Below are 23,240 nucleotides of genomic sequence, written 5' to 3' on the forward strand. Positions count from 1 at the left end.
AAAGTTTCTGGATGTCGAGCGTGGGAAAGACAAGCGAGCAAAATAATAGGCTGAATCGCACTATTATCATTTCGGTAATATTGCACATTATCCTGATCGGGTTTCTGATTTGGGGTTCTTTGGTGCAAAAAACAGAAATGGGGGGCGGTGGACAAGATGGGACTGTCATTGATGCGGTTATGGTTGATCCGAATGCGGTCGTTCAGCAGTATAACCAGCAGCAACAGCAACAGGCCAATGCAAAGTTAGCTGAACAACAGCGGAAGAAAAAAGCTGAGCAACAGGCTGCTGAATTGCGGGCAAAGCAGGCAGAAGAACAGGAACGCTTGAAAGCGGCTGAAGAAGAGCGAATTAAAGCATTGCAAGAAGCTGAGGCGCAGAAAAAACAGTCTGAGGTTGCTGCTGCTAAAGCACGTGAAGAGCAGGAGCAGGCTGATGCTGCCGCTGCCAAAGCACGTGAAGATCAAAAACAGGCAGAAGAAGCGGCTGCAAAAGCACTGGCAGAAAAAGAACGAATTCTAAAAGAGCAAGCTGAAGCCCGACAGAAAGCGGAAGCCCAGGCGAAGAAAGAAGCGGAAGAGGTGGCAAAACGTAAAGCAGCGGCTGAAGCAAAAGCTAAAGCGGAAGCCGAAGCTAAGGCAGCAGCAGAGAAAGTTAAGGCAGAAGCAGCAAAACAAGCTCAAACGGTTAATGATCTGTTAGGTGGATTAACGTCTAATACACCTAAGCCGGGAGGAGCGGCTGCGGCAGGAAAAGGTGGCGGTAAGAAAAGTGGTCTTTCTCAACAAGATATTAATAGTTACCTGGGGAAAGTTCAGGCTGCAATAGAGAGTAAATTTTACGATTCAAACCTGTATATCGGTCGTACTTGTGATTTAAATATAAAGCTGGCGTCAGATGGATTACTGATTGATATCAAAGCCGGAGCAGGTGATCCGGCGTTATGTCGAGCCGCAATTACCGCTGCTAATTTGGCAAAAAAAATGCCGCCTCCACCAAGCAAAGAGGTTTATGAATATTTTAAGAATTTCACGCTAGAATTTAAACCGCAGTAAGTTAAATGTTTGGCAGATAATCGTTATGCTCTAAGCAAACTTTCGAATAATTTAGATGTACAAACAAAATTATTAGATTTTATTTAGGTATCTGGTTTTGTTTGTTGGCGTTTGTTAGAATCCGGCGGATTATTGCGGCAGATAAAAGATCGCGATAAGGGAGAGATGATGAAGCAAACTTTTAAACAGATGTTTAAAGTCATACTGGGCTTTCTGGTGATGTGGGCAGCACTTGCTCATGCAGAGGTTCGCATTGAAATTACACAGGGTGTTGATTCTGCCCGTCCTATTGGGGTTGTCCCATTTAAATGGACTGGGGCAGGCGAATCACCTGAAAATATTGGTTCAATTATTGCTGCGGATTTGAGAAATAGTGGGAAATTTAATCCGATTGATTCTGCTCGTATGCCGCAACAACCGACTACTGCATCAGAGGTAAAGCCTGCCGCATGGACTGCGTTAGGGATCGATTCAGTCGTTGTTGGACATATTCAGCCTGGTGCAGATGGTAAATTTCTGGTTTCCTATCAGCTTGTTGACGTTGCTGGTGCGCCAGGAACGGTCTTGGCACAAGAACAATTCACAGTTGAAAAGAAATGGTTACGCTTTGCGGCACACACAGCCAGTAATCAGGTATTTGAAAAACTGACAGGTATTAGAGGTGCATTTACTACTCGTATAGCTTATGTCGTTAAAAATAACAGTGCGGGTAAGAATCGAGATGAGCTGCGTGTTTCTGATTATGATGGTTATAATCAATTTACCGTACATAGCTCACCAGACCCATTGATGTCACCAGCCTGGTCGCCAGATGCTTCCAAACTTGCCTATGTTACATTTGAAGGTGGTCGCTCTACGCTGATTATTCAAACGCTGGCAACCGGTGCTGTTCGTCAGGTAGCTTCGTTCCCTCGTCATAATGGAGCTCCTGCATTTTCTCCAGATGGAACTAAACTTGCTTTTGCATTATCTAAAACGGGCAGTTTGAATCTTTACGTGATGGATTTAGCGTCTGGCCATATCCGTCAGATCACTGATGGCCGCAGTAATAATACTGAGCCAAGCTGGATGCCAGATAACCAGACATTGGTCTATACCTCAGATCAGGGTGGGCGTCCACAATTGTATAAAATCGATATTAATGGCGGTGCTCCACAACGCCTAACTTGGGAAGGACCACAAAACCAAGATGCAGATGTTAGCCCTGACGGTAGTTTTATTGTAATGGTTAGCTCAGCGAGTGGCAGTCAGCATATCGCCAAACAGGATCTGGCAACGGGATCTGTCCAAATCTTGACAGATACGTTTCTGGATGAAACGCCGAGCATCGCACCTAATGGCACTATGGTGATTTATAGCTCCACTCAAGGGTGGGGGACTGTATTGCAGCTAGTTTCGACTGATGGGCGTTTCAAAGCGCGTCTTCCGGCTACCGATGGACAGGTAAAATCTCCTGCCTGGTCGCCGTATCTGTGATGCATAATAATATATATGGCAAACTATAAAAGGATCAAAGAGATGCAACTGAACAAAGTGCTAAAAGGGCTGATGTTAGCTTTACCAATCATGGCCGTAGCAGCGTGTAGTTCTAACAAAACTGGCAATAATGATCAGTCTGGTGTAAGCACTGTTGATAATTCTTCTAAGACTCTGTCTGCTGAAGAATTAGCACGTCAGCAGATGCAAGAGCTGCAAAACAACAACATCGTATACTTTGGTTTCGATAAGTACGACGTTAACAGCGAATTTGCTCAGATGTTGGATGCACACGCTGCTTTCCTGCGTACTAACTCATCTGTTAAAGTAACTATCGAAGGTCATGCGGACGAGCGTGGTACTCCAGAGTACAACATTGCTCTGGGTGAGCGTCGTGCGAACGCAGTGAAAATGTATCTGCAAGGCAAAGGCGTTTCCGCTGATCAGCTTGCTATCGTTTCTTACGGTAAAGAAAAACCAGCTGTACTTGGCCATGACGAAGCAGCATATGCGAAAAACCGTCGCGCTGTGATCGTATACTAAGAGTAATGCATGAACAGTAACTTCAGACGTTATATGTTGGGTCTGTCGTTATTGGTTGGCGTAGCGGCTCCTTGGGCCGCTACCGCCCGAGCGCCAATCAGTAATGTCGGCTCAGGCTCCACCGATGAGCGCCTCTCCCAATTAGAGCGTGTTTCTGACGCTCATAGTCAATTATTAACTCAGCTCCAGCAACAGCTTTCTGATTCTCAACGTGATATCGATACACTTCGTGGTCAAATTCAGGAAAACCAGTATCAATTAAATCAGATCATTGAACGCCAAAAAGATCTTTATCTGCAATTGGATAAAATCACCAATCCATCCAGTGCAGAGAGTTCAGAGCCAGAAAATAGTAATGTTGCGTCCTCGGCACCTACTGGGAATAAACAATCTGCTGCGTCGGCGAGTACAGGAAGTGAAAAAAGTGATTACGATGCTGCCGTTTCTTTGGCTATCAACACCAAAGAATATGATAAAGCGATTGTCGCATTTCAAAACTTTGCCAAAACCTATCCCAAGTCTAAGTATTTGCCGAATGTCAATTATTGGTTAGGGCAGTTGAATTACAACAAAGGCAAGAAAGACGATGCGGCTTATTATTTTGCCACTGTCGTGAAAGACTATCCCAAGTCACAAAAAAGCAGTGATTCCCTGTATAAAGTTGGTTTAATCATGCAGGAAAAGGGGCAAAAGGATAAAGCAAAAGCGGTTTATCAGCAGGTGGTTAAGCAATATCCTGGTACTAATGCAGCAAAAATGGCCGGGAAAAAGCTTTCCGGGATGTAATAATTATCCCCGAAAGGTCAGATATCGGTCTTTTTGGGGGTAATTGACTGCTTAATAAGCACTTAAACAAGTTTTCTAAAATAAACGTTGCGTCACACTGAGAAATCAGTAATATAAGCCGCCGTTGGCAAGGATAACTGCCAAACAGGTTTAGATGGGTCGTTAGCTCAGTCGGTAGAGCAGTTGACTTTTAATCAATTGGTCGCAGGTTCGAATCCTGCACGACCCACCATCTAAACTCTCACTTCAAGTATTCCTTAGATGGGTCGTTAGCTCAGTCGGTAGAGCAGTTGACTTTTAATCAATTGGTCGCAGGTTCGAATCCTGCACGACCCACCATCTAGAAACACACCTTAGATAGGTCGTTAACTCAGTTAGTAGAACAGTTGACTTTTAATTAATCGTTCGCAGCGGATAACTTAATAAGTTGATTACCGACTTCACATTTTTTCCTTATCGTTTTTAAATCTTTAAAATAATTAAAGACTTTTTTTCTTAAATTCGCTATCTTGTTTAGTATGTAAAACAACAAAGAGCAAAATAGCCTAGTTATCTCGTAATTTCATGTTTGTTGTATTGATATACTAAACATTATTTATGGTAAGGATAAGAAAGTATGGATTTTTTCAACATTGATAACATATTAGTGCATATACCACTAGGAACGGATGGCTATAACCTTTCATATATTGAAGCGATTGGTACGATAGCAGGGCTGTTATGTATTTGGCTCGCTAGTCAGGAGAAAATCATTAATTACCTGTTTGGATTAATTAATGTCTCACTCTTCGCTGTCATCTTCTTTCAAATTCAACTCTACGCCAGCCTCATTCTGCAAATCTTTTTCTTCGCTGCCAATATCTATGGTTGGTATGCATGGAGCCGAGTCAATGAGCAAAAACAAATAGAGCTTAAAATCCGGTGGCTTAATCCTAAACAGATGGCTGTTGTTGCCGCGGTTTCCATCTTCGCCATATTGATCATGACATTTAATATCGATCAAATATTTGGTTATATGGCAAAAGTGGTGGTGCTCGCCCTACAGGGAATAGGCTTTAATATCATCATGCCTGATTTACAGCCTGATGCTTTCCCATTCTGGGATTCAGTGATGACAGTATTATCCATTGTGGCAATGATACTGATGACGCGTAAGCATGTAGAAAACTGGCTGATTTGGGTCATCATTGATGTTATCAGCGTCGTGATTTATTATTATCAAGGTGTTTTGGCGATGTCGCTGCAATATATTATTTTGACAGGTATTGCATTGAATGGTGCTCGCCTGTGGATCAAGGCAGCGAAACAAGCGGATAACAAGCAAAAGAAAATGTAAATTAGAAGCGATCATCGGCCATAGATAATCTATGGCCTGTTATTTAATATTTTTCTACAAAACACTTTTTTCTTATTTGTCTATTTATTTGAATTAACATCATTTTTACTCTCAATAGTATTTCCCATAAAAAAGTATTCTATTTTTACTCACAAAGATTATTTACAGAACAACGCCTAACAGTTAGATTGAGATCACAAAATTATTTCAAATGACTGTGAACGTATTAGGTGAAAGGATAATGAATTACCAGAATGACGATATAAGAATAAGAAAAATAACGGAATTATTACCACCAGTTGCATTACTCGAAAAATTTCCGGCGACAGAAGATAGCGTTATTACTGTTCGTAAAGCACGTGAATCTATTCATAATATTTTAATTGGTGAAGATGATCGTCTATTGGTAGTGATTGGCCCATGTTCAATTCATGATCCACAAGCGGCATTAGAATATGCCGAACGTTTGAATAAATTACGTGAAGAATTGCAAGCCGATTTGGAAATTATTATGCGGGTTTACTTTGAAAAGCCCCGCACAACTATCGGCTGGAAAGGATTGATTAACGATCCCGGCATGGATTGTAGTTTTAATATCAATGGCGGATTACGTACTGCTCGTAAATTATTACTCGATATTAATAATATGGGGTTACCTGCGGCAGGTGAATTCCTGGATATGATTACTCCTCAGTATTTGGCAGATCTCATGAGCTGGGGCGCAATAGGGGCACGTACAACGGAGTCTCAAATTCATCGCGAGTTGGCATCGGGGTTGTCCTGTCCGGTTGGTTTCAAAAATGGCACAGATGGAACAATTAAAGTCGCTATTGATGCAATTAATTCAGCGAGTTCATCGCACTGTTTCTTGTCTGTCACGAAATGGGGTCACTCCGCGATTGTTAATACAATAGGCAATCAAGATTGCCACATTATTCTACGTGGTGGCAAAGAGCCTAATTACAGTGCCGAACATGTCAGTGCCGTTAAAGAAGGACTACAAAAAGCGGGTTTGGCTCCCCGCGTGATGATTGATTTTAGCCATGCCAATAGCGCGAAGCAGTTCAAAAGACAAATGGATGTCGGTGTTGATGTCTGCGGTCAGATTGCGGGGGGGGAAAATGCGATCATTGGTGTTATGGTTGAAAGCCATCTGGTTGAAGGAAACCAAAATCTGGAGAGTGATAAACCTTTGGTTTATGGTCAAAGTGTGACCGACGGTTGTATTGGCTGGGAAGATACTGAAACGTTACTGCGTCAGTTGTCTCAGGCCGTCCAGAGCCGCAGAAGCTAATTTATCGCAAAAATGCCATAAAAAGCCGGACATCAATCCGGCTTTTAACATTCTTGTATGCGATTTGAGGATTACTTCGCCTTACCCTGATTTGCAACTGCCGCCGCTTTTGCCGCGATTTCATCAGCGTTGCCCAGATAGTAGTGTTTGATAGGTTTCATGTTTTCATCAAACTCATAAACCAGTGGTACAGCAGTTGGGATATTCAGCTCAAGAATTTCTTCTTCACTCATATTATCCAGATACTTCACCAATGCACGCAGAGAGTTACCGTGAGCGGCGATAATGACTTTTTCGCCTTTTTCTACGCGTGGCTTGATAACTTCTTCCCAATAAGGGATAACACGTTCAATAGTCGTAGCAAGGCTTTCAGTAACTGGGAGTTCTTCGGGTTTCAGACTTGCGTAACGAGGATCGTGACCTGGGTAACGTTCATCATCTTTGGTCAAATCAGGAGGAGTAATAGCGAAGCCACGACGCCACAATTTAACCTGATCGTCGCCATATTTGGCTGCGGTTTCTGCTTTATCCAGACCTTGTAATGCGCCGTAGTGACGTTCATTCAGTTTCCAGCTTTTTTCAACTGGCAGCCATTGCTGATCAACCTGATCCAGAATGTTCCACAAAGTGTGAATAGCACGTTTTAGAACGGAAGTGTAGGCGAAATCAAAAGTAAAACCTTCTTCTTTCAGTAATTGACCAGCTTGTTGTGCTTCAGAGCGGCCTTTGTCGGACAATTCAACGTCAGTCCAGCCAGTAAAACGGTTCTCTTTGTTCCACTCGCTTTCTCCATGCCTTACAAGAACCAGTTTAGTTACAGCCATAGCTTAAACTCCTATCAGTACTTTTTAATACAAAATGAAAAAGATCGCTGCGGGCATTATATGGCGCGATAGGCTAAAACGGCAAATAATAGTCTCGTATCTCCTGTTTTAAATCATGTTTGGTGATAATTACGGCGATTATATCTCTGGAAGGAAGGGGAATAGCGGAGAGTTTATGATCTGAACTGTTCCCGAATAGAGGGAGACAATTCAGATCAAATGGAATTCAGTTTAGTGCATGACTACTGATTTTATTGGGTAGGTGAAAAATAGCAGATGCATCAGATTGAGTGAAAAATGGAAAGCAACAGCCACCCATAAACGCCCACTCCACAACCAGGTCAGGCCATAAATTAATCCTGCCAGCGTAGCAAAAATCACCAGCAAACCACCGCCAGCAAAATGGGCAGCGCCAAATAGCAGGGAGGTAATGACCAGAGCTAAGTAAGGATTCATCCATTGACTGAGCTTCTGTTGAATATAGCCACGAAACAGCGCTTCTTCAGCCAAAGAGACAAAGAAAAGATTAGCAATAACAAAGGCAGGGAACCAATTAGGTAAATGGAGTTCAACGGATAATCCACCTAATACGGTTGCAAGCCATAATAATGCTGGAATAGCTGCGATCAATAATGCCCATCCATGAGCAGGGGCATTAACCAAAGGTTTTCTGGTGAACAGAGTCGGCATACAGAATATCAGGATAAATGGCAGCAGTGCCTTATCAAAGTTGAAATACATTGAAAAAGGTGCGCTGAGCGGGCCTGCCTGCACTTTATCCAGATACTTAAGGTTATGGAATCCTGGAATGTAATGCACAAACAGCAAAATACCACCGATGAACAATAACAATTCTATGGTTCTGGGAACAAAATGTTTTTTGCTGTTTTTTTGGCAGTAAATATATGCCATACCTAAAAGAGTTATCACTATCAGCGTGATTATAGCAGGATAGGTAAGTATGTTAGTGCTGATCCCAACAATGATAGCGAAGAGCGCGACGAAAAAAGCAATTTTCTGGCGACTCTCCAAAAGAGCCAATGCAATGGCAAGTAATGCCCAAGCCATATAATTCCCTATTATCTTTAAAAAAACCAATGAAATAATCTAAAAATGGACGGTGATTTTATAGTAATGGTTAAAAAATTCAAAAATAATAATAAAAAATATCAAAAAAAGACAACTTGATTTTATTAAAGAGTGATTAAATAGAATGGTAACAGGAACCCTCTCCATCAAGAGAGGGATCTTAGTCCTATACTGAGCGAAGAATGAAGATCACAGCGATTCTACGGAAATATTTTCAGTTTCATACCGATAAATATCACCGTCAGGAATAAATCGCAGGCGATGGGTAATGCACTGTGGCGCATCTTCTTGATGATGAGAAACAAACAGAAGCTGCGTATCACCATGAGCAATCATGATATCAATGAAGCGCAGGACTAACTGGCGGTTTAGAGGATCAAGCCCTTGCAACGGTTCATCTAAGATCAATAAAGCGGGATGCTTCACCAGAGCGCGGGCAATCAAAACCAGCCGCTGTTGCCCCCATGACAGACTATGAAACGGATTAGTTGCTGTTATTCCCGATAATCCCAATAAATCCAGCCATTCATCGGCTAACTGTTGCTGCCGATCTGAAACGGCCTGATAGAGTCCTATTGAATCGAAGAAACCCGATAGAATAACATTTCGAATGCTGGTACTGACACGATACTCCAGATGAATACTGTTACTGACATAACCAATGTGACGTTTGATATCCCAAATCGTTTCCCCGCTTCCCCGTTGACGGCCAAATAATATTAGCTCATTGCTGTAACCTTGGGGGTGATCGCCCGTAATCAGGTTAAGGAGTGTCGATTTTCCGGCACCATTTTCACCGATGATTTGCCAGTGTTCATTCGGGTTCACTTGCCAGCTTAAGCCGTGCAAAATGGGTTTATTATTGTATTGGACAATAACATCACGCATTGACACCAACGGTTGGTCAGTTGGAAGTTGTCCATCAGTCTGGTATTCATCTGTTTCGGGAAGATGGATGTTTTTCAGCCCTTCACTGTGTGTTAACTGTGCCACGAGAGATTCTGCCAAAATACACTCTTTTTTTCCGGCCAGCGTCAGGTGGCAATCTGCCAATACACCGACTTGTTCGACAAAATCAGGAATTTCATGGAATCGGGTTAAGATTAAAACTAAAGTAATACCTTTTGCAGCCAGAGAACTTAATAATTGGGAAAGTTGATCTCGGGCATAACTGTCCAGCCCGTCAAAAGGTTCATCAAGGATAAGCAGATCCGGGTTTACCATTAATGCCTGACATAGCAACACCTTACGGACTTCCCCGGTTGAGAGGTATTTGAATCGTCGTGAGAGTAGATCCTTGATACCAAAATATTCGCTTAATTCAAGACACAATTCATTATCTTTATGATGAAGTTGGATGATGTCTGCGGCAGTACGTCCGGTATCTTCTTCTCCTTCACTGAGCAAATCTGTATTGTTGCGTTGCCACTCTTCATCAATCAGTTTTTGTAATTGTTCGAAAGACAGGCGTATTGGTGTGCGAAACGAACAATGACGGTTACCTGCCAGTTGGATTAATTCATCCGACAGAGCACGCGCCAATGAAGATTTTCCACTGCCATTTGTGCCAACAAAAGCCCAACTTTCCTCAGAAATAATTTTCAGTGACGGTAGCCGTAGGATACGGGTGTCACTTAAACGGAAACTACCTTGCGTTATTTGCAATTCAGACATTCTTCTTCCTTTTTAAGCAACATTAATTAAAGGATCATCAGAAATAAGCGGAATAATGTTCAATGTCAATGTATAGCTGTTTGTTATTCATTGAGGGGTAATTATTTTTGTAATCAAATTTAACATAAGGTAGCAATAATCACTTTATCGGCATTGAAAAGTGCGGTAACAGAATCGTCAGGCTGGAGCTGCAAACGCGTTATTTCCTGATTAGATAATGTAACGCAAAGGGATTCACCGCCATCAAGTGTCAGAATAATTTCACTGTATTCTGTTCCTGTTTCGATATAGCTAATCTGGCTGGATAGGATATTATCGAATGAAGCAGAAGGAGCATGATCTTTAGTTAAGGTTATCCACGATGCTTTAATCAATACCAGCACTTCTTTTCCGGTAACTAAATTCAGCCGATTGGCACTTTGTGCCGTGACAGCCGCATAGATTGATGTTTTACCATCAGCCAGCAGAACACGAACATGTTGTTGAATACTGGTATGGCTACGTTCAATGATCGTACCAAAAAATTGATTTCGGGCGCTGGTTTGTAACGAAAAACGAGATATAGCGGCGAGCAAACTGTCTAAGGGCAGGGAATCCTCTTTCAGGACATCAAACGCTTTTTGTTGAATTTTCTCCAGCAAGTCATAAAGTTGTAACAGGCGTTCACCATAATGAGTCAGTTGGGCACCGCCACCGCCTTTTCCACCCGTGGCGCGTTCCACTAAAATCTCATCGGCAAGCTGATTCATTTCATTGATGGCATCCCAGGCACTTTTGTAGCTGATCCCAGCCTGCTTTGCACCTTGGCTAATAGAACCAGTGACTTTAATTTGTTTAAGCAACTTAATGCGTCTGGGATCGGCGAACAGGCGTTGTTGCAATTTCAATGTTAACAATATTTGGGCTTGCATAGTGGTTTATTTAGGGTAACTATTTGAAAGTTTTTACAACAGAACCATAAGAATCGCACGTTTCGTCGGTTACTGTTACTGTTTTATTGTCTAGAATAACGAAATTAACATCTGTGTTATATCAGGTTCAGATATGACCCAGTTAATTTGTTAGTCACTCAGGATATGAGGTTAGCATGTTTGAATTGCTTAAAAGTATGGGATTTGCACTGATCATGGTCCCCGTAGTGATGGCGGCTATTTTGGCATTGATTTACGGGCTTGGAGGATTATTCAATCGTATCTCCAAAACAGAAAATACCAGTCGATAGTCTATTTCTATTACCCGGTTATCCGGGTAATTATCAATTCCTACCTTTTCTTTATATGCAACTTTTCATATGTAATTGTTGCATTGAGATCAACATAAAAACTAAAACTAACTCACAATTTGCCGATTAATCTCAGAATAGCGTTTTCATTTAACGTTGTATCTTGTTATATACAACGCACCATATTGATGATCCTGGGTAAGTATAAAATGAAAAATAAAGTTTATCAGTTGCTGGCAGGAGCCGTGGTCACTTTTGCGCTTGCCGGAAATGGTTGGGCGGCAGATAAAGTCACTGTGTTTGCGGCGGCTTCATTAACTAATGCATTAGATGATATTGCGACACAGTATAAAAAAGAGAAACGGGGCAATATTGTGGCTTCCTACGCTTCATCGTCGACATTGGCACGCCAGATAGCTCAGGGAGCACCGGCCGATATTTTTATTTCTGCCGATCAGCAGTGGATGAATTACGCGGCTGGCAAACAATTAATTGCCGAAAATACCCGTCATACCTTGCTGGGTAACCGGCTCGTCCTGATTGCGCCTAAAGAAAGTAACTTAGATCAAGTTGAGATCAACCGAGAAACCAAATGGAAATCTTTGCTGACAGGAGGGCGATTAGCGGTTGGCGATCCTGATCATGTACCCGTTGGTATTTATGCTAAAGAATCGCTGCAATATTTGAATGCATGGGATACGGTTAATCCACTAATGGCACGTACTAACAATGTGCGTAGTGGTATGGCACTGGTAGAACGAGCCGAAGCCCCGCTGGGTATTGTTTATGGCTCTGATGCCGTTGCCAGCAATAAGGTGAAAGTTGTGGGTGTTTTTCCACCTGAAAGCCATCAACCGGTGGAATATCCGATGGCAATAGTCAAAGGTCATGAAAAACAGGCAGTTCGTGATTTTTATGATTACCTTAAAACCCCTGAGGCCGCTGTCATTTTTAAACGTTACGGCTTTAGACCACTGTAGGAACTGATCTTTTGGAGATGTTAAGTGAATATGAGTGGCAGGCAATTTTACTGAGCTTAAAAATCTCAGCGATTGCTGTGCTATTCAGTTTGCCATTTGGGATCTTAATGGCATGGATGCTGGCTCGTTGCCAGTTTATTGGTAAATCCCTGCTTGACAGCATTATTCATCTGCCACTGGTATTACCGCCAGTGGTGGTGGGATATCTGTTGCTTATCAGCATGGGGCGTCGCGGGGTCATAGGTGAATTCCTTTATGACTGGTTTGGTGTCAGTTTTGCATTTAATTGGACAGGGGCGGCATTAGCTTCGGCTGTGGTAGCTTTTCCGCTGATGGTCAGGGCCATTCGGTTGTCATTGGAGAGTATTGATCGGCATCTGGAACAGGCAGCCCGTACTTTGGGGGCAGGTTCGTTTAAAGTCTTTTTCACCATTACCCTGCCATTATCATTACCCGGCATCATTGTTGGTGCAGTATTGGCGTTCGCCCGTTCGTTGGGAGAATTTGGTGCCACCATTACCTTTGTTTCCAATATTCCGGAGGAAACCCGAACCATTCCTCTTGCCATGTATACATTGATAGAAACACCAGATGCGGAAACTGCCGCCGCCCGTTTGTGCGTCATTGCCATTGTCTTGGCACTGATTTCATTAATGCTTTCCGAATGGTTGACACGTTGGGGCAGAAAACGTTTGGGGGCGGCATGTTAGAGCTGGATTTTGAGCAGCGTTTGGGTGAGCTGCACATGCAGGTGGATACCACTTTACCCACGGAAAATATTACTGCCATATTTGGTCTTTCGGGAGCAGGAAAAACCTCACTGATCAATGTGATTGCGGGATTGAGCCGTCCACAAAAAGGCCGCATTGTTTTAAACGGCGCTACCTTAGTGGATACAGAACAAAATATCTTTGTGTCACCAGAGAAGCGCCGAATTGGTTATGTTTTCCAGGATGCACGTCTTTTCCCACATTATCGCGTGAAGGGAAATTTACAATACGGTATGGCGCCAGAGATGAAACCCCAGTTTGACAACATTATTGGTCTGCTGGGAATTGAACATTTGCTGTCACGTTTCCCTATCACGTTATCTGGTGGAGAAAAACAACGGGTAGCGATTGGCCGTGCATTATTGACTGCTCCTGAAATCCTGCTTATGGATGAACCACTGGCATCATTAGATTTACCACGTAAACGCGAGTTATTACCTTATCTTGAAAAATTGTCCGAAGACGTCAAAATCCCGATCCTTTATGTCAGTCACAGTTTGGATGAAATTTTACGTTTGGCAGAGAATGTCATTGTTATGGACAAGGGAAAAATCAGGGCGACAGGAACCTTAGAAGAGGTCTGGTCGAGCAGTGCACTGCGTCCGTGGCTGCAAAAAGAGAGTTTGGGCAGCATATTAAAAGTGTCTGTTATGGAGCACCATCAACGTTATCAAATGACCGCAGTCGCGGTGGCTGACAAACTTCTTTGGTTGCCGCAGGTTAATATCTCGCCGGGAACTGATCTGCGTATCCGCATTGATGCAGCCGATGTTTCGTTGGTTCTGGAACCACCAAAAGCCAGCAGTATCCGTAACATCTTGCAAGTCAAAGTCATTGAGTTTTTTGAAGATAATGGCCAGGTTGATGTCAAATTAGCACTGAGTGAACATTGCCTATGGGCAAGAATTACGCTGTGGGCGCGAGAAGAGCTTAATTTGCGGGCAGGGCAATGGTTGTATGCACAGATAAAAAGTGTTTCATTGAATCGTCACTTATAAATATATAGGACGTTATATAGGGAGCAGAGGACTGATTTGCTCCCATTGAATTGAATTACAGTACGTATTTTCTCAGAATTTCCGCAATACCGGGTTGGGTATTATCTCGTGTGACAATATCTGCTCGTTCTTTAACGGCATCAACGCCATTACCCATAGCGACGCCCAGTCCAACGTTTTCCAGCATACTGAGGTCGTTATAATTATCACCAAAAGCAATCACATCTTTCATACTCATGCCTTGCGATTCCACCCATTGCTGTAACCGCATACCTTTGCTATTACCTTTCTTGGCGATATCTACCTGATCAAACCATGACCATTCACACTCAAGGCCAACATTTTCTTCAATTTGGTCACTAATCTCACGTAGTTTCACTAAATCGGATGAGCTGGTAGCTAGCTTCCAAATCGAATTTACAGTGTGGATTGCATCGTGAAAATTCTCTGTTTGCTGCATATTAGGGCGTTGGTGTTCAGGTAGAGAATCGGACCATGCAAGGGTTCGGACTACAGTGTGAGGAAATTGATATAAAATGGCATCATCAACATACATTAGATGCTGAATTTCCGTGTTTTGCAGATAGGAAAGTGCTTGAGAGGCTTCATGGATGGAGAGTGGGTCAGAGGCCAAAACTTTCTTTGCATGATAATCATACGAATAAGTTCCATTGCAACAGATGGCAGGCGTATCAAGTTGCAGTGCTTGATAGAAAGGATGGATGGCGACATGATGGCGTCCGGTTACAATCAAAACTTTGATACCTGACTGGCGGGCTTCATTTAGGGCTGCCAGTGATTCTGGCAGAATACGTTTTTGTGGATCGAGCAGTGTTCCATCGAGATCCAGAGCGATAACGCGATACGACATGGATTGGCCTCTAAGTTGTCTATGATATAAACAAAATATTATACGTTCGTTGAATATAGTTAAACCGTCATATAGGCAGTTTAGCCGTTAAAATTTTTTAAGAGTCTTTGCAGATCAATAAAATGGCAATGAAGTATTAAGGAGAGAACATGAAACAGGTGGTTTATACAGCCAGCCCAAATAGCCGACAAATTCACGTATGGTCGCTAAATGTGGCAGGGGAACTTGCGCTTCTTCAGACCGTAACTGTGCCAGGTGAAGTACAGCCAATGGTTGTCAGTCCTAACGGTAAACACTTATATGTAGGAATTCGTCCGCAATTTAGTATCGTAACTTATACAATTGGAGCAGATGGGTGTCTTGAACAGCAAGCCATTGCACCCTTGCCGGGTAGCCCAACTCATATATCCACTGACAGGGCCGGGCGTTTTTTATTTTCTGCTTCTTACAGCTTTAATAACTTAAGCGTTCATCCTATTGATGAAAATGGGATCGTTAAAGCACCAGGCCAAATTATAGAAGGCCTGCAAGCGCCACACTCTGCTAATATTGATCGGGAAAATCGTCAACTGCTGGTTCCCTGTTTGAAAGAAGATCATATTCGTATTTTCAATTTGGATGAGCAGGGTTATCTGACGGAAAGCCGGACAGATGAAATTACGACAGCAGCAGGTGCAGGCCCACGTCATATGGCATTCCATCCAGAAAAACAGGCCATCTATTGCATTAATGAATTGGATTCAACTATTGATGTTCTGCGACAATGGGAAAAATATCGTATTGTGCAATCAATTGATTCGTTACCCACAGATTTTTCCAATGTTCGTTGGTCGGCTGATATTCACATTACACCGGATGGTCGGCACCTTTATACTAGTGAGCGTTCAGAGAGCCTAATCAGCCATTTCCGCGTTTCAGAAGATGGTTATCACCTGACATTAGTCGGGCATTATCCGACAGAAACCCAGCCTCGTGGTTTTGCCATTGATCACAGTGGTCGTTTCCTGATCGCATCGGGGCAGAAATCGGACCATATTTCAGTATCGCGTATTGACAAATATTCGGGGGCATTAACTCAACTGGCGCGCTATCCGGTTGGCAAAGGCCCGATGTGGGTGACTATATTGGCAATAGTGGCATAGCAATATCGGTGAAGATAAACCGTGATCACGCCAGCCATGTAGCTTGGCTATGTGACTGGCGAGAATACTTATTTGCTACAAATAAGATAAAAAATTAATGTAATTGATATTAAATCAAATTAAACGTTCCGACACCCGGTAAAACAATAGGATATGTGATTAATATGTGATTCTGTTGTACAGAATATAAATCGCCTAAATAAACATTTCCTTTTAAAAGACGTAAAATTATATTTCTTGGATAAATATAGAGTTGAATATTTAATGGTGTATTGATAATGGAGTAAGGATATTTGATTACACCTCCAAGATGAATATTATTAAAGTTCAATATTGGGGTGTTATAGACACCATTAATATAGCCATTGAAATTGGCCTTTTTCCCTATATTGGGTTCGTGCCCAATGGTAGTGGAGTTAGAAGATATTTGGGTAAAGGGTAAACCGCCATATTGATAATATGTGTTAATGTTAAAGTACCCACTGACAAATTCTGTTTGGTTCCGGGTTGGACTGGTTAATGAATCTGGTTGAATATTTTCAACAAACAGATGAGCTAATTCAGGCTTTTCTCTTACCAGAGTTTCGTAATGCGAAATTTCTTGCTCATACCTATTTTGAGATAGTTCAAAGACATTTTGTATTTCATTATTGGAAGATGTAAACAAATTTTCTGTATTCATGATATTTTCCTCTTTGTTTAAATAAGCATGGGTTCATCATGAATATATCAAATAATTTGTTTTTAGGTGATGTAATAGCCTCTGTTTTGGTAATTAATATTTGTCAGTGACTGACGTTTGAAAATGCATTTAATATGCTTTTTTTATTGTAAATATAATAAATAAATGGGTCACGCATTCAACCTATTGATAGTTATGTAAAATCACTATTTTTTCAGGTCATGACTCCAAAGCGTATCATTGCTCACACGTTATAACAGAATTAACCGCTTGAACCGTAAAACACTCGGCTACTCAAAAACCCCCGAAATGCATGATAAAGTTATCAGTACTTTATCGAGTAGAGAATACTATATTTAAGGCAGATCAACGGATTGAATGCGTGACCAAAAATGTATGTTTTTATTTATTTCAATTAATTAAGATATATCCTATGCTTTCCATATCGTTATAAAGCCATTATTTTTACGTTCTTGTCAGGTGATATAACTGCTAGGTTAAATACTTTTTTCACACTGTTTTGAATTGTAAGATATGTGTTTTTCTTTAAGGGCGAGTGGCATTTGGCAGAAGGTGGGATTGCTTTACTATTAGGAATAGGTTCTTCTGCTAACACAAGACATTTCCCCATGTAATGCCATTTATCCATTTTATTTTTCCACATATCATTATATTTTTCAGCAGAGCAAACAATATTTGCCCAAGGATCACATACCCATAATTCCTTTGGTAGATTGTGATATAGCCTCCCCAGTATAGGTTTAAACATATTATGATTAAAAGAGCCTATTGTTATAAATACATGGTCATGTACTCCTAAAGTCCCCACTATTTGAATATAGACATGTTCAGGGGTTTTTAAACCAGAATTAAAAAAATTCAGGATATTATCAAGACGGTTATGTATTAAATAATAAAACTCACAATTGCAGTAATCAGGGCAATTTCCGGCTAGAAAATCATCTTTATTTTTCAATGCATAATTATATAGCTCTTTATAGACATCAGCTTCTCTTTCTATTTCATTACGTTTATATAACCTCTCGTATTTTTCTTGTTCACGAAACTTGGATTTTATTTCATTTCTTTTTTCTATGCTTTGTTCATTAATTTCACCACCATGCATAATACCCTTATACATACTTCGATAAATGTCATTTTTAAATTTGTTATTTTCTTCAATACTATGCTCTTTTTTTTTGAATACATCTATAAAGTTTCTCATTTTCTTAAATTCATTATATTTATGCTCTTGCATTTTATCTCCATATAAAAATTCCTTATATCTTCCTTTTTCCTTAAGGGGAGCATTGTCAAAATAATACTTATTACATGATTTTGCTTTTAAAATTTCTCTTGGAATTGACTGTTCAAAAATATCATGTTCATCTTCTGGTAAAAAGACCACAAAAATTATCTATATCTCAGGTGCTTGGGTACCCTCATTTGAACTGAGAAGATGCCAATGCATCCGCAATGGCCTTTGTCAGCTTTGCTAGCTGTTCTGGTTGAATAATATAAGGTGGCATCAGGTAAATTAGCCGACCAAATGGCCTGATCCATACACCATGTTGAACAAAATGGCGTTGCAATGAAGCGACATTGACGGGATGTTTCATTTCAACCACACCTATCGCGCCCAACACCCGAACATCTTTGACTAAACTGTGTAATTTGAGGGGAAATAGTTCTGCTTTTAATTGAGTTTCAATTGATTGAATACGCTGTTGCCACGGGCTATCAGCGAGTAATTTCAGACTGGCACTGGCGACGGCACAAGCCAGTGGATTTCCCATAAAAGTTGGGCCATGCATAAAACAGCCTGCTTCACCTTGGCTGATAGTTTCAGCAACGTGGCGGGTAGTCAGTGTTGCGGACAATGTCATATATCCCCCCGTCAATGCTTTGCCTAAGCACAATATATCAGGTTCGATCTGCGCATGTTCACAGGCGAATAGCTTGCCAGTCCGTCCAAATCCGGTCGCAATCTCATCTGCAATTAACAAAATCTGATATTCATCACAAAGCTGACGAACCTGGTGTAGATATTCAGGATGATAAATCCGCATTCCGCCAGCACCCTGAACAATAGGTTCTAAAACCACAGCGGCTATTTCATCATGATATTGCAACAATAATCGTTTAAAAGAATCAATATCTTCTGCTTGCCACTCATCACCAAACTGGCACTGCGGAGCATCGGCAAACAGATGATTGGGGAGATAGCCTTTGTACAAATTATGCATAGAGTTGTCTGGATCGCAGACAGACATGGCGCCAAAAGTATCACCATGATAACCCTGACGCAGGGTCAGGAAACGATGGCGTTTTTTCCCCTTGGCTTGCCAATATTGCAATGCCATTTTTAGGGCGACTTCTACGGCGACAGAGCCCGAATCTGCCAAAAAAACACACGCCAAAGAATCAGGTGTCATTGCCACCAATTGCCTGCACAGTGCAATCGCAGGGGGGTGGGTTATGCCGCCAAACATAACATGAGACATTTTATCGATTTGTGATTTTGCTGCCTCATTGAGGGCAGGATGATTATAACCGTGGATAGCTGCCCACCATGAAGACATACCATCAATCAATGTACGCCCATCGGATAAAACCAGCTCTACACCTGTGGCTGAGACTACAGGATAAGTAGGAAGTGGATTCGTCATTGAGGTATACGGATGCCAAATATGGCGCTGGTCAAATTCAAGATCTGAAGGAATCATAATAACTTTACTGTAAACCTTTTTTAGTTCATTTTAGTTGACATGATAACGATGTTATTTAAACTGACAACATTTTTTACATCGGAGATGTTATTGTGAGCGAGCGTCAACAATGGACAATTAGACAAACACAGGCGTTGTTTGATAAACCTTTTTTTGAATTGTTATTTCAGGCACAACAGGTACACCGCGAACATTTTGATCCACAACAAGTACAGGTCAGTACACTGCTTTCGATAAAGACGGGGGCTTGCCCAGAAGACTGTAAATATTGTCCACAAAGTTCCCGTTACAAAACTGGCCTGGAAAAAGAGCGGTTGATGGAAGTGGAAAAAGTCATTGAATCAGCGCACAAAGCGAAAAATGCTGGTTCAACTCGTTTCTGCATGGGGGCGGCCTGGAAAAACCCGCATGAACGTGACATGCCGTATTTGGAAAAAATGGTCAGGGAAGTCAAGGCATTGGGAATGGAAACCTGTATGACGTTGGGAATGTTGAACCAATCCCAAGCACAGCGTTTGGCACAGGCAGGTCTGGACTATTACAACCACAATCTGGACACCTCACCAGAATTTTACGGCAATATCATCACCACTCGCAGTTATCAAGACAGACTAGACACTTTAGGCAATGTCCGAAATGCAGGTATTAAAGTCTGTTCTGGCGGTATCGTTGGTTTGGGTGAGCAAATTCGTGATCGGGCAGCATTATTGGTGCAATTGGCAAACTTACCCAAGCCGCCGGAAAGTGTACCGATCAATATGCTGGTAAAAGTCAAAGGAACACCACTGGAAGACAATGAAGATGTCGATCCTTTTGATTTTATTCGTACCATTGCTGTGGCACGGATCATGATGCCAAAATCTCACGTTCGCTTGTCCGCAGGACGTGAACAGATGAATGAACAAACACAGGCCATGTGCTTTATGGCGGGAGCTAACTCCATTTTCTACGGCTGTAAATTATTGACCACACCAAACCCGGATGAAGATAAAGATCTGCAACTGTTCCGCCGTTTGGGTATCAATCCTCAACAGACAAAGACGGCATTTGGTGACAATCAACAACAGCAGAACTTGACGGAAGCTATTATTCATAATGCTGATAACGAACAATTTTATAATGCGGCAATATGATGAGTTGGTCAGACTTTCTCTCCCGACGTTTAGCCGAACGTCGGGGCACCCCACTATGGCGTAATAGGCAAGTCCATCATGGTTCTGATGGACGTTTATTATCCACTTCGGACGGCCAATATCTTAATTTTTCCAGTAACGATTATCTTGGGCTGAGCCAACATCCCCAGATTATTACTGCCTGGCAACAAGGTGCCCAACAATATGGTGTGGGGAGTGGCGGTTCAGGGCATATTACGGGTTACACTGCCGCACACCATATTCTGGAACAACAATTGGCTGAATGGTTGGGATACCCTTGCGCTTTACTTTTTATTTCCGGTTATGCCGCTAATCAGGGGGTGATTACGGCTTTGATGGAAAGGGAAGATCGCATTATTGCTGATCGCCTGAGCCATGCGTCGTTGCTCGAAGCAGCAAAGCACTCTCCTGCACAACTTTGGCGTTTTCTGCACAATGATATGGGATCTTTACAGCAACATTTGGCAAAAAGGTGTCTCGGTAAAACGCTGGTAGTTACGGAAGGTGTTTTTAGCATGGATGGGGATTATGCACCACTCGGCGCTATTGCACAGCAAGCGAAATCGACGGCAAGTTGGTTGATGGTAGATGATGCCCACGGTATCGGTATTCACGGTGATGAAGGGCGCGGTAGTTGCTGGATGCAAAATGTTAAACCGGAAATTCTGATTGTCACTTTTGGCAAAGCATTTGGATTGAGTGGAGCTGCAATTTTATGCAATGAACAAACCGCAGAATACCTGCTCCAATATGCCTGGCATCTGATTTACAGTACCTCAATGCCACCTGCGCAGGCAGTGGCTCTTTCCGAAACAGTACGACAAATCAGGGCTGGGGATGAATTGCGTCAGAGGCTGCAAAACAACATCCGTTATTTTCGTCACGAAGCACAGCATCTGCCTTTTGTATTGATGAATTCAGAAACGGCCATTCAGCCGTTGATCGTTGGTGACAATGAGCGTTGTACCGCACTGTCTCATGCGCTTAAACAAAAAAAAGTGTGGGTTAAAGCGATACTTCCACCCACTGTTCCTCCTGACAGTGCGCGATTGCGTATTACATTGACAGCAAATCATACCCGACACGACATTGATGCATTACTGGAGGCGTTGCATGGATCTGGTTGTTAAATCCGTTGACAAGCAAGCGATTGCCGGTGCTTTTGGTCGTGCGGCAGCCAAATATGACAATGTGGCTAAGCTGCAACAGCAAACCGGTGAGTATTTGATGGGATTGGCACAAGCGGAAGATACCGGAATGCAGGTATTGGATGCAGGGTGCGGAACCGGTTTTTTTAGTGCTCGTTGGAAACAGCAGGGTAAACAAGTTATCGCACTGGATCTGGCTTCCGGTATGTTGGGCCATGCAAAAGGGCAGCAAGTTGCTGATTACTATTTGCAAGGCGATATTGAACATTTGGGGTTAGCGGATAACAGCGTTGACATCTGTTTCAGCAACCTGGCGGTACAATGGTGCAATGATTTGTCATGTGCGTTGCGCGAATTTTATCGTGTTACTCGTCCTGGTGGACTGATTGTGTTTTCCACGCTTGCACAGGGTTCACTAAATGAATTAGCAACTGCGTGGGCGCGCGTGGATGATTATCGACATATTAATCAATTTCTGCCATTGCAAATCATTATCCAGGCATGTCAACCGTATCGACATAAAGTTATTGATCGGAAATATTACCAGCGCTATCCACAACTGTTGCCTTTACTGAATTCTTTAAAAGGGATTGGTGCAACACACCTTCATCATGGCCGTCAGCAGGGATTGATGACGAGAAAACGTCTAAATGCCCTTGCAGAAGCATACCCGCGAAGAAATGGGGATTACCCATTAAGCTATCAAATTGTTTTTGGAGTTATTTATTGTGACAAGTAAATATTTTCTTACAGGAACTGATACTGAAGTAGGTAAAACAGTGGTGAGTTGTGCCCTGTTGCAAGCCGCTAATAAGAAGGGATATTTGACTGCCGGTTATAAACCTGTGGCATCAGGCAGTGAAATGACATCAGAAGGAATTCGTAATGATGATGCACTGGCCTTACAGCGTAATAGTACGGTGTCACTAACTTATCAGGAAGTGAATCCTCTGGTATTTATGGAACCGACATCGCCACACATTGTAAGTGCGGAACTTAATCAACCAATTGATTTTTCCGTTTTATCGGAAGGTTTGGCCGTACTGGTAAAAAAATCTGACTGGGTTTTGGTTGAGGGGGCAGGAGGATGGTATACGCCATTATCGGAAAATACGACTTTTGCCGATTGGGTGATTCAGGAGAATTTACCGGTAATTTTGACAGTTGGTGTCAAATTGGGCTGTATCAACCATGCTGTATTAACCGTAAAGGCAATTGAAAATGCTGGCTTAAAGTTAGCAGGCTGGGTTGCCAATGAAATTGAACCAGCCGGCAAACGTCAGGCTGCCTATCTGGAGACACTAGAGCGTATGATCCCCGCACCTTTACTGGGAATCATTCCTTATCTGAGTGGATCAGATGATAAAAATAACATAGGAAAATATATTACTATCGATTCTCTGGTTAACTAATTGTTTACTTTGAGTTAGTTAGAATTGATGCTTAGAGCTATTCTTTAATCGATGT

The 23,240-nt window shown here is 42.1% G+C and carries 23 protein-coding genes, 2 tRNA genes and 1 pseudogene; 18 read left to right on the top strand and 8 right to left on the bottom strand.

Annotation, left to right across the window (positions count from 1 at the left end; all coding sequences use genetic code 11):
• The first annotated feature begins 20 nt into the window (after window positions 1–20).
• The 8 genes from tolA (at window position 21) to aroG (ending at window position 6,490) form a co-directional block, all read left to right on the top strand.
• On the top strand, window positions 21–1,055 hold the full coding sequence (gene tolA / locus ACE1SE_RS06030; RefSeq protein ID WP_374053068.1) for a cell envelope integrity protein TolA: 1,035 nt from the start codon (window positions 21–23) through the stop codon (window positions 1,053–1,055).
• Window positions 1,056–1,244: 189 nt separating this feature from the next.
• Window positions 1,245–2,531: a Tol-Pal system beta propeller repeat protein TolB gene (gene tolB, locus ACE1SE_RS06035; protein ID WP_374053602.1), complete on the top strand. Its 1,287-nt coding sequence runs from the start codon at window positions 1,245–1,247 to the stop codon at window positions 2,529–2,531.
• Window positions 2,532–2,573: 42 nt separating this feature from the next.
• Window positions 2,574–3,074, top strand: coding sequence for a peptidoglycan-associated lipoprotein Pal (gene pal / locus ACE1SE_RS06040; protein ID WP_374053069.1), 501 nt, complete (start codon window positions 2,574–2,576; stop codon window positions 3,072–3,074).
• Window positions 3,075–3,107: 33 nt separating this feature from the next.
• Complete coding sequence (gene cpoB / locus ACE1SE_RS06045) at window positions 3,108–3,860, top strand: cell division protein CpoB (protein ID WP_374053603.1); 753 nt, start codon at window positions 3,108–3,110, stop codon at window positions 3,858–3,860.
• A 156-nt stretch (window positions 3,861–4,016) separates the two neighbouring features.
• A tRNA-Lys gene (locus ACE1SE_RS06050) sits at window positions 4,017–4,092 on the top strand.
• 31 nt (window positions 4,093–4,123) lie between these two features.
• Window positions 4,124–4,199 (top strand) — tRNA-Lys (locus tag ACE1SE_RS06055).
• A gap of 277 nt (window positions 4,200–4,476) precedes the next feature.
• Complete coding sequence (gene pnuC / locus ACE1SE_RS06060) at window positions 4,477–5,196, top strand: nicotinamide riboside transporter PnuC (RefSeq protein ID WP_374053070.1); 720 nt, start codon at window positions 4,477–4,479, stop codon at window positions 5,194–5,196.
• A gap of 241 nt (window positions 5,197–5,437) precedes the next feature.
• The gene (gene aroG, locus ACE1SE_RS06065) at window positions 5,438–6,490 is read left to right on the top strand and encodes a 3-deoxy-7-phosphoheptulonate synthase AroG (RefSeq protein WP_374053071.1); all 1,053 of its coding nucleotides are present in this window, start codon (window positions 5,438–5,440) and stop codon (window positions 6,488–6,490) included.
• A gap of 71 nt (window positions 6,491–6,561) precedes the next feature.
• Here aroG and gpmA read toward each other — a convergent pair whose 3' ends face one another.
• The 4 genes from gpmA to modE all read right to left on the bottom strand — a co-directional run bounded on the left by gpmA (window position 6,562) and on the right by modE (window position 10,988).
• Entirely contained in the window at window positions 6,562–7,314 is a 753-nt protein-coding gene (gene gpmA, locus ACE1SE_RS06070; protein WP_074018398.1) for a 2,3-diphosphoglycerate-dependent phosphoglycerate mutase, read from the bottom strand.
• Window positions 7,315–7,545: 231 nt separating this feature from the next.
• A complete protein-coding gene (locus ACE1SE_RS06075; protein ID WP_374053072.1) occupies window positions 7,546–8,382 on the bottom strand; it encodes a CPBP family intramembrane glutamic endopeptidase in 837 nt (278 codons plus the stop codon).
• Window positions 8,383–8,592: 210 nt separating this feature from the next.
• Window positions 8,593–10,077, bottom strand: a complete 1,485-nt coding sequence (gene modF / locus ACE1SE_RS06080) for a molybdate ABC transporter ATP-binding protein ModF (RefSeq protein WP_374053073.1) — start codon at window positions 10,075–10,077, stop codon at window positions 8,593–8,595.
• A gap of 119 nt (window positions 10,078–10,196) precedes the next feature.
• Window positions 10,197–10,988, bottom strand: coding sequence for a molybdenum-dependent transcriptional regulator ModE (gene modE, locus ACE1SE_RS06085; protein ID WP_374053074.1), 792 nt, complete (start codon window positions 10,986–10,988; stop codon window positions 10,197–10,199).
• A gap of 176 nt (window positions 10,989–11,164) precedes the next feature.
• Between modE and ACE1SE_RS06090 the strand changes: the two genes are divergently transcribed.
• From ACE1SE_RS06090 to modC, 4 genes are all read left to right on the top strand, one after another.
• On the top strand, window positions 11,165–11,299 hold the full coding sequence (locus ACE1SE_RS06090) for an AcrZ family multidrug efflux pump-associated protein (RefSeq protein WP_374053075.1): 135 nt from the start codon (window positions 11,165–11,167) through the stop codon (window positions 11,297–11,299).
• A 209-nt stretch (window positions 11,300–11,508) separates the two neighbouring features.
• On the top strand, window positions 11,509–12,279 hold the full coding sequence (gene modA / locus ACE1SE_RS06095) for a molybdate ABC transporter substrate-binding protein (RefSeq protein WP_374053076.1): 771 nt from the start codon (window positions 11,509–11,511) through the stop codon (window positions 12,277–12,279).
• A gap of 17 nt (window positions 12,280–12,296) precedes the next feature.
• Window positions 12,297–12,989, top strand: a complete 693-nt coding sequence (gene modB, locus ACE1SE_RS06100) for a molybdate ABC transporter permease subunit (protein WP_374053604.1) — start codon at window positions 12,297–12,299, stop codon at window positions 12,987–12,989.
• Entirely contained in the window at window positions 12,983–14,047 is a 1,065-nt protein-coding gene (gene modC, locus ACE1SE_RS06105) for a molybdenum ABC transporter ATP-binding protein ModC (protein ID WP_374053077.1), read from the top strand. Before modB ends, modC begins: the two co-directional genes overlap by 7 nt.
• A 55-nt stretch (window positions 14,048–14,102) precedes the next feature.
• Here modC and ACE1SE_RS06110 read toward each other — a convergent pair whose 3' ends face one another.
• Window positions 14,103–14,918: a pyridoxal phosphatase gene (locus ACE1SE_RS06110; protein ID WP_374053078.1), complete on the bottom strand. Its 816-nt coding sequence runs from the start codon at window positions 14,916–14,918 to the stop codon at window positions 14,103–14,105.
• A 149-nt stretch (window positions 14,919–15,067) separates the two neighbouring features.
• Here ACE1SE_RS06110 and pgl point away from each other — a divergent pair, with 149 nt between their 5' ends.
• On the top strand, window positions 15,068–16,060 hold the full coding sequence (pgl, locus tag ACE1SE_RS06115) for a 6-phosphogluconolactonase (RefSeq protein WP_374053079.1): 993 nt from the start codon (window positions 15,068–15,070) through the stop codon (window positions 16,058–16,060).
• 109 nt (window positions 16,061–16,169) lie between these two features.
• Here the strand turns inward: pgl and ACE1SE_RS06120 are convergent, their stop codons facing one another.
• A complete protein-coding gene (locus ACE1SE_RS06120) occupies window positions 16,170–16,742 on the bottom strand; it encodes a hypothetical protein (RefSeq protein ID WP_374053080.1) in 573 nt (190 codons plus the stop codon).
• Between the two features lie 255 nt (window positions 16,743–16,997).
• On the opposite strand from ACE1SE_RS06120, the pseudogene ACE1SE_RS06125 reads away from it, so the two are divergent.
• A pseudogene (locus ACE1SE_RS06125) lies at window positions 16,998–17,102 on the top strand (IS1 family transposase); the annotation flags it as partial.
• Between the two features lie 88 nt (window positions 17,103–17,190).
• Here the strand turns inward: ACE1SE_RS06125 and ACE1SE_RS06130 are convergent.
• Both ACE1SE_RS06130 and bioA read right to left on the bottom strand, forming a co-directional pair.
• On the bottom strand, window positions 17,191–18,150 hold the full coding sequence (locus ACE1SE_RS06130; protein WP_374053081.1) for a hypothetical protein: 960 nt from the start codon (window positions 18,148–18,150) through the stop codon (window positions 17,191–17,193).
• Between the two features lie 34 nt (window positions 18,151–18,184).
• Window positions 18,185–19,468, bottom strand: coding sequence for an adenosylmethionine--8-amino-7-oxononanoate transaminase (bioA, locus tag ACE1SE_RS06135; RefSeq protein WP_374053082.1), 1,284 nt, complete (start codon window positions 19,466–19,468; stop codon window positions 18,185–18,187).
• A 95-nt stretch (window positions 19,469–19,563) separates the two neighbouring features.
• Here bioA and bioB point away from each other — a divergent pair, with 95 nt between their 5' ends.
• The 4 genes from bioB to bioD are packed head-to-tail and all read left to right on the top strand — an operon-like array spanning window position 19,564 to window position 23,185.
• The gene (gene bioB, locus ACE1SE_RS06140) at window positions 19,564–20,604 is read left to right on the top strand and encodes a biotin synthase BioB (RefSeq protein WP_374053083.1); all 1,041 of its coding nucleotides are present in this window, start codon (window positions 19,564–19,566) and stop codon (window positions 20,602–20,604) included.
• Window positions 20,604–21,755 (top strand): 8-amino-7-oxononanoate synthase, encoded by a 1,152-nt coding sequence (gene bioF / locus ACE1SE_RS06145; protein WP_374053605.1) that lies wholly within the window; start codon window positions 20,604–20,606, stop codon window positions 21,753–21,755. Before bioB ends, bioF begins: the two co-directional genes overlap by 1 nt.
• Window positions 21,739–22,512, top strand: coding sequence for a malonyl-ACP O-methyltransferase BioC (gene bioC / locus ACE1SE_RS06150; protein WP_374053084.1), 774 nt, complete (start codon window positions 21,739–21,741; stop codon window positions 22,510–22,512). The genes bioF and bioC overlap by 17 nt, the downstream gene beginning before the upstream one ends.
• A complete protein-coding gene (bioD, locus tag ACE1SE_RS06155; RefSeq protein ID WP_374053085.1) occupies window positions 22,502–23,185 on the top strand; it encodes a dethiobiotin synthase in 684 nt (227 codons plus the stop codon). The genes bioC and bioD overlap by 11 nt, the downstream gene beginning before the upstream one ends.
• The last annotated feature ends 55 nt before the right edge of the window (window positions 23,186–23,240 follow it).

Origin of the sequence: Xenorhabdus taiwanensis (assembly GCF_036512875.1) — a bacterium.
Lineage (GTDB): Bacteria > Pseudomonadota > Gammaproteobacteria > Enterobacterales > Enterobacteriaceae > Xenorhabdus > Xenorhabdus taiwanensis.